The following is a 5,737-nucleotide window of genomic DNA, read 5'->3' as shown; positions in this document are numbered from 1 at the left end:
CAGGCAGCCGGCACCCTGTCCGGCGGCGAGCAGCAGATGCTGGCCATTCGCCCGCTGCCTGATGGGCAAGCCCGACCTGATCATGTTCGACGAGCCGTCGCTCGGCCTGTCGCCCGCCCTGGTGCAGGAGTTGTTCCGCATCATCCGCGCACTGGCGGCGGAGGGCATGACGATCATCCTGGTCGAACAGAATGTCGCCGCCTCCCTGCGCATCGCCCAGACGGCCTATGTTCTGGAGAATGGCCGCGTGGTGCTGTCGGGAACGGGGGAGGCGCTGCTGGCCGACCCGGCGGTGAAGCAGGCCTATCTGGGTCTGTGACACTCCGGCCCATCTGCCGGCGATACCCCTCTTATCCTCCTATCGTTGAATATACGAACCATCTACACTCCCCTTAAGCTGGCAGTCCAAAGACTGAGCGGACGGGGACCATGGCGGCAGGCTGTAGCAGACGGACGACCTTGCTGGCGGCCGGCGCGCTTCTGGCGGCGGCACTCCGGCCGGCAGGGGCGTCCGATTCCGTCTCCGACCGGTCCGTGGTCCGCGCCGGGGTGCTGAAATTCGGCACGGTCAGCTGGGAACTCGACACCGTCCGCGCCCACGGCTTCGACAGGCAGGCCGGGATCGCCCTGCAGCTGGTCGAACTGGCCGGGAATCCCGCCACCCAGATCGCACTCCAGGCCGGTGCGGTCGAGATCATCGTGTCCGACTGGCTGTGGGTGTCGCGGATGCGCAGCAAGGGTGAGGCGCTGCGGGTTCCCCGGTGCTGGCATTCCACGATGGGACCGTCCCACCGCCGAACCCAACCGTAACGAAGCCGAAGCGAAGTCGTCCCGTTCGATAAATCGGGCAAAACCCTTAAAACGGCCTGAAACCCCGCTCCGCCCGCAAAAGGTTTCAGCCGTCGCCGAAACAGGACAAAAGCAAAGAAAATTCCGCGACTTGCCGGGACCATCCAATCGATTGGCCGAACGGCCGGCCGCCGGCAGGACCGGCCGGTCAGTGCAGCGTCACCTCCTCGCCCCCGGCATCGGGCATCACCGCCAATGGGCGGCGCAGCTCGCCGGCCAGGCTGCGCCATTCCGGCGCCCCGCCCAACTGTTGCAGCAACTGCGCGGTGAAGGCGAACACCGCGGTTTCCAGCGGCCCATTGTCTTCCGCATGGGCATTGACGGTCAGGCAGGACTCCGCGGCGCTTTCGAAGATGATGGCGGCGACGCTGGCGCCCGGACCGGGGTCCGGCAACGGTACGGCCTGGGGCTTTTCCCCGCTGACGCGCAGGCGCGACAGGTTGTCGGCCAGCAGGCGGGAGCGGATGGCGTTGTCGACGGCGGCGGCCATGGTATAGCCGGCCTCCTCCTCGACGGTGGCGCGCAGGATGCGCAGACCCGCGATCAGTCCGCGGACCACATCGCCGCGGCCGCCGCGCTTGGCCGCGGCGGCGACAGCGGTGCCGAGGATGGCGGCGACCACCGGCGAGAGCGATTCGCCATCTCCCGGCATGTTCGGCGCGTCGGCGCCGGAGTCGGTGTTCAAAGCCTCGTTCATGCGGCCTCCGATCCGTGTGATCCGGAAGGCGGCCCGCCGGCGATGCTGCCGACGAAGGACCCGTCCGGATGCGTCGTCATGATGCCTGTTTCGGATCTGTGACGCAGACGGATCCGGTTCAAGGCATGGTTGGCATGATGCTCCCCCTCTTTCGCGCCGCCGGACGGGGTGCCCCATCTTCGCGGCTTCCGCACCCGGCAGGGCCTGCCGTTCGGCGCCCGGAGCCATACTCCGAATCGAGTACGATTTTGCGCGCCCCGATCTAGGCGCACGGCAGGACCGTCACCACATCTGCGGCGAAAGGGAGGGTTCCGTGTCATGCCTCTTGTCAGTTTTCTCCTCAATCTGCTGTGGTTGTTCACCGGCGGCATCTGGATGGCGCTCGGCTGGGTGTTGGCCGCGGTCCTGATGGCATTGTCCATCGTCGGCCTGCCCTGGGCCCGGTCCGCCCTGACCATCGCCCATTACACCCTGCTCCCCTTTGGACAAACCGCCGTGCGGCGGGATGAGTTCCGCGGACGCGGAGACATGGGCACCGGCGCGCTCGGATTCATCGGCAACATTGTGTGGTTCGTGCTGGCCGGCTGGTGGCTGGCGCTGGGCCATCTGCTCTCCGCGGTGGGGCTTGCCATCACCATCATCGGCCTTCCCTTCGCGTGGGCGCATCTGAAACTCGCGCTGCTGGCGCTTTGGCCGGTCGGCACGGAGATCGTGGCGTCGGGGGACCTCGGCCGGCGTGCGGTCGGCCGTTACTGAGCGCCGCCCGCCGCAGTTCCGGGGCCACAGTTCCGGGAGAGTGCCCGGCTGGCACCGTCACGGCGCCGGGACAGGCTCCATCCCCGTCAGCACTTTGTCCTTCAGCGCCCCGTCCTCCCGTCCTGCCTTTTCCCGCGCCTTCATCGCCTTCAGCATGACCGACGCCCGCCAGAAGCCCAGCCCGGCGCCATCGACGAAATGCACATGGCGGTCGGCCGTCACATCGCCGACCAGGCAGGTGACGGTGGTGGCGTCGGCCCGGGCGGTGCCGTAACGGATCGAGCCGGCCTCCGCCGCCTGGGCCAGCAGCCGTTCGATGGCGCCGGCCTGCTCCTCCGTCACGTCCAGCACCAGCCGCGGCCCGCCGGCCGACTTGCGGAAATCGGTGCGCTCCGCCATGTGGCGGCGATAGCGCTGCGGGTTGAAGCCGCCCAGCGACACCCCCAGCGTCAGCAGCAGGACCAGCAGGCCCGACCCGGCCAGCGCCCTGCCCACCCGCCGGATGCGCGTCCCCAGGCCGGCGCCGTCCCGGCCCCCGCGCCCCTCCATCAGCAAAGCCCGCCAATCCGGCGGCCAGCGGGTCTCCAGCCGTTCCCCCGCCCCGAGCGGAGCGGCACCGGCGGTGGGTACGATGGCTTCGATGGCACGCTGGACACGGGCCAGCTCCAACAACCCCGCCGCCCCCGGATCGACCGCATCGACAATCACGCACAGCACGGTGCCATGGCGCGGCGGCACCGGGTTCCAACGGCAGGACACCGACTCCAGCCCCGGCAGCGGTCCCGGCAGCGGCGGCAGGCGCCAGCGCGCCTCCTCCTTCACCCAGGCATCGGCGGCCACCACCCCGGCACCCAGGAACAGGCCGAAGCTGTTGCCGTTGCCGACGTCATGCAGGGCGGCCATCACCTCCAGCCCCCGGTCGAGCAGTGCCTGCACCGGCACCAGCCCGACGCGCAGCGGCACGTCCATCACCTCCGCCGACCAGTGGGCGAGCGCGGAGAGTGCCGCCCTCGCCGCATCCTCCCGCCCTGGCGGCACCGCGGCGATGGCGCCGTCGCCGCCGAACTGGCAGGCCACCGGCTCCTGCCCGTCGCGCAGCGCGTCGGACAGCACCGCGACCACCCCGGCGGCGACGAAATTGACGTCGCGATGCCGCCCCTGCCCGGCAAGCTGCGTGCTGCCGGTGACGTCCGCCACCGCCAGCGACCATCCGCCGTCGAGAGCCGCATAGCACCGGGGGTCCGACGCCTCCGCGGCGAAATCGCGGATCAGCGGCAACAGAGGCATGGCGGACCCTTTCCCGACAGGCGACGAGAGACCAGGGAGCAACCCTAGCATGACCGCGGCCGGGGCGGCAGGGTGGAGCAACCCCGAACAGCGCGTCCCGGAAAAGCCCCGATACCACCGCCGGTTCGGAACAGGGCCGCCGCCGCCGACAAGGCTTGCGCAGGGAAATTACGGTTGCGTAACCAATGCTTACGTCATTAACCGTTGTTAAAGGATATGCCCCCGAAACTGTCGCAATATGTCGGCGTGGTTTCAGGGCTCCGAACCGGGGGGACATCGCTTTTCATGTCTTGGCTGTCGAGATTTTCCGGAGGCTCCAAGGAGCCGGGCGGCGCGAAAGCCGCCGCGGAGCCGCGCAGGGAACGTCCGTCCACTCCCCCCAGGATCGTGATCGACCACCACGACTATGTGCCGGAGGAGTTCGTCCTCGGTTCCTTTCGCATCCGCCCCTATGACGGCGACCTGATCGCGAAGCAGAAGTTCGATTTCCGCCTGCAGTTCGACATCGGCGGCGATCCGGTCGACGTGTCCTGCATGGGCGTCGTCGTCAAGCTGACCGAGGAGGCCGGACTCGTCGCCCGCTACCAGCCGCCGCAGCCCTTCTACGAACGCAAGCTGGTCGACTACATGAAGGCCCTTAAGGGGCTTTGACCGCGCATTCAGGCCCGAAGATGCCCGCCTGAAGATGGTGGTGTCGACGGTCGGCAGCCACTATATCTGTGGGCATGCCGATCCGTCTCCTCCCTGAAACGCTCGTCAACCGCATCGCCGCCGGCGAGGTGGTCGAGCGTCCCGCCGCCGCCGTGAAGGAGTTGGTGGAGAATGCCATCGACGCCGGCGCCACCCGCATCGACGTGGTGGCGCGCGATGGCGGCAAATCGCTGATTGCCGTCACCGACGACGGCTGCGGCATGACGCCGGACGAGCTGGTGCTGGCGGTCGAGCGCCATGCCACCTCCAAGTTGCAGGGCGACGACCTGCTCGACATCCGCTCGCTGGGTTTCCGGGGAGAGGCGCTGCCCTCCATCGGCGCCGTCAGCTGCCTGACCATCACCAGCCGCGCCCGCGGTGCCGACAGCGCCTGGAGCCTGACCGTCGATGCCGGCGCCAAGGGCCAGCCGCAGCCGGCGGCCTTGGCCCAGGGCACGCGGATCGAGGTGCGCGACCTGTTCGCCGCCGTGCCCGCCCGGCTGAAGTTCCTCAAGGCGTCGCGCACCGAATACGACCACATCGCCGATTGCCTGGAACGGCTGGCGATGGCCCATCCCGGCGTCGCCTTCACGCTGTCCGACGGCGGGCGCGGCGGCCTGCGGCTGAGCGCGGCGCAAGGCGACCTGCTCGACGCCCGGCTGACCCGGCTGGGCGCGCTGATGGGCCGCGATTTCCAGGAGAACGCCGTCCCGGTGACGGCGGTGCGCGAGGGCGTGTCGCTGGCCGGCTGGATCGGCCTGCCCACCCTGCACCGCCCGACCGCCAAGCACCAGCATTTGTTCGTCAACGGCCGCCCGGTGCGCGACAAGCTAATGGTCGGCGCCGTGCGCGCCGCCTATGCCGATTTCCTGCCGCGCGACCGCCACCCGATGCTGGCGCTGTTCCTCGACATCAACCCGCAGGAGGTCGACGTCAACGTCCACCCGGCCAAGGCCGAGGTGCGCTTCCGCGACCAGGGGCTGGTACGCGGCCTGATCGTCGGCTCGCTGAAACATGCGCTGGCCGAGGCCGGCCACCGCGCCTCCACCACCGTCGGCCTCGCCACGCTGGGCGCCCTGCGGCCGGAGCCGTCCGGCGAGACCGACAGCGGCTTCACCCCCTCCCCCCTGCCCTACGGCCGGTCCGGCGGTGGGTCGGGCAGTGGTTGGGGCGGCACCTACACGCCCACATCCGTGCCGCGCGGTCTGGCGGAGCGCTCCGCCGCCTTCCAGGCGCCGACGCAGACGGGGCTACCGCCGCTGCAGGGCCGCCTCAGCGGCTTCGGCAATGGCTTCGCCCCGGCGGCCCGCCCGCCGGAATACCGCGGCCCCGACCCGTCCGCCCACAAGCCGGAGCCGCCGCCCGACAGCCACCCGCTGGGGGCGGCACGGGCGCAGGTCCACACCACCTACATCGTGGCGCAGACCCGCGAGGGTATCGTCATCGTCGACCAGCACG

6 protein-coding genes and 1 pseudogene are annotated in these 5,737 nt (G+C 69.8%); 5 read left to right on the top strand and 2 right to left on the bottom strand.

The annotated features are described in order from the left end of the window. A pseudogene (locus I71_RS30205) lies at window positions 1-319 on the top strand (ATP-binding cassette domain-containing protein); the annotation flags it as partial. 110 nt (window positions 320-429) lie between these two features. Continuing rightward, window positions 430-810 (top strand): hypothetical protein, encoded by a 381-nt coding sequence (locus I71_RS30200; protein ID WP_244434149.1) that lies wholly within the window; start codon window positions 430-432, stop codon window positions 808-810. A gap of 187 nt (window positions 811-997) precedes the next feature. On the opposite strand, the gene I71_RS30195 is transcribed toward I71_RS30200, so the two are convergent. Continuing rightward, complete coding sequence (locus I71_RS30195) at window positions 998-1,546, bottom strand: hypothetical protein (protein ID WP_042703090.1); 549 nt, start codon at window positions 1,544-1,546, stop codon at window positions 998-1,000. 318 nt (window positions 1,547-1,864) lie between these two features. Here I71_RS30195 and I71_RS30190 point away from each other — a divergent pair, with 318 nt between their 5' ends. After that, window positions 1,865-2,302: a YccF domain-containing protein gene (locus I71_RS30190; protein ID WP_042703088.1), complete on the top strand. Its 438-nt coding sequence runs from the start codon at window positions 1,865-1,867 to the stop codon at window positions 2,300-2,302. 57 nt (window positions 2,303-2,359) lie between these two features. Here the strand turns inward: I71_RS30190 and I71_RS30185 are convergent, their stop codons facing one another. After that, window positions 2,360-3,589: a DUF3095 family protein gene (locus I71_RS30185; protein WP_042703086.1), complete on the bottom strand. Its 1,230-nt coding sequence runs from the start codon at window positions 3,587-3,589 to the stop codon at window positions 2,360-2,362. 387 nt (window positions 3,590-3,976) lie between these two features. On the opposite strand from I71_RS30185, the gene I71_RS30180 reads away from it, so the two are divergent. Both I71_RS30180 and mutL read left to right on the top strand, forming a co-directional pair. Continuing rightward, entirely contained in the window at window positions 3,977-4,240 is a 264-nt protein-coding gene (locus I71_RS30180; protein ID WP_244434148.1) for a hypothetical protein, read from the top strand. Between the two features lie 74 nt (window positions 4,241-4,314). After that, window positions 4,315-5,737 (top strand): DNA mismatch repair endonuclease MutL (mutL, locus tag I71_RS30175; RefSeq protein WP_042703082.1); only part of this gene is annotated, 1,423 nt, incomplete at its 3' end.

Source organism: Azospirillum sp. B506, assembly GCF_000333595.1.
In the GTDB taxonomy this organism is placed as follows: domain Bacteria; phylum Pseudomonadota; class Alphaproteobacteria; order Azospirillales; family Azospirillaceae; genus Azospirillum.
The sequence above is the reverse complement of the archived record's forward strand: the minus strand, read 5'-3'. Positions and strand labels throughout refer to the sequence as shown.

Coding starts and splice junctions, on each gene's coding strand:
- I71_RS30200 (WP_244434149.1), top strand. CDS start 430: ATGGCGGCAGGCTGTAGCAGACGGACGACCTTGCTGGCGGCCGGCGCG.
- I71_RS30195 (WP_042703090.1), bottom strand. CDS start 1,546: ATGAACGAGGCTTTGAACACCGACTCCGGCGCCGACGCGCCGAACATG.
- I71_RS30190 (WP_042703088.1), top strand. CDS start 1,865: ATGCCTCTTGTCAGTTTTCTCCTCAATCTGCTGTGGTTGTTCACCGGC.
- I71_RS30185 (WP_042703086.1), bottom strand. CDS start 3,589: ATGCCTCTGTTGCCGCTGATCCGCGATTTCGCCGCGGAGGCGTCGGAC.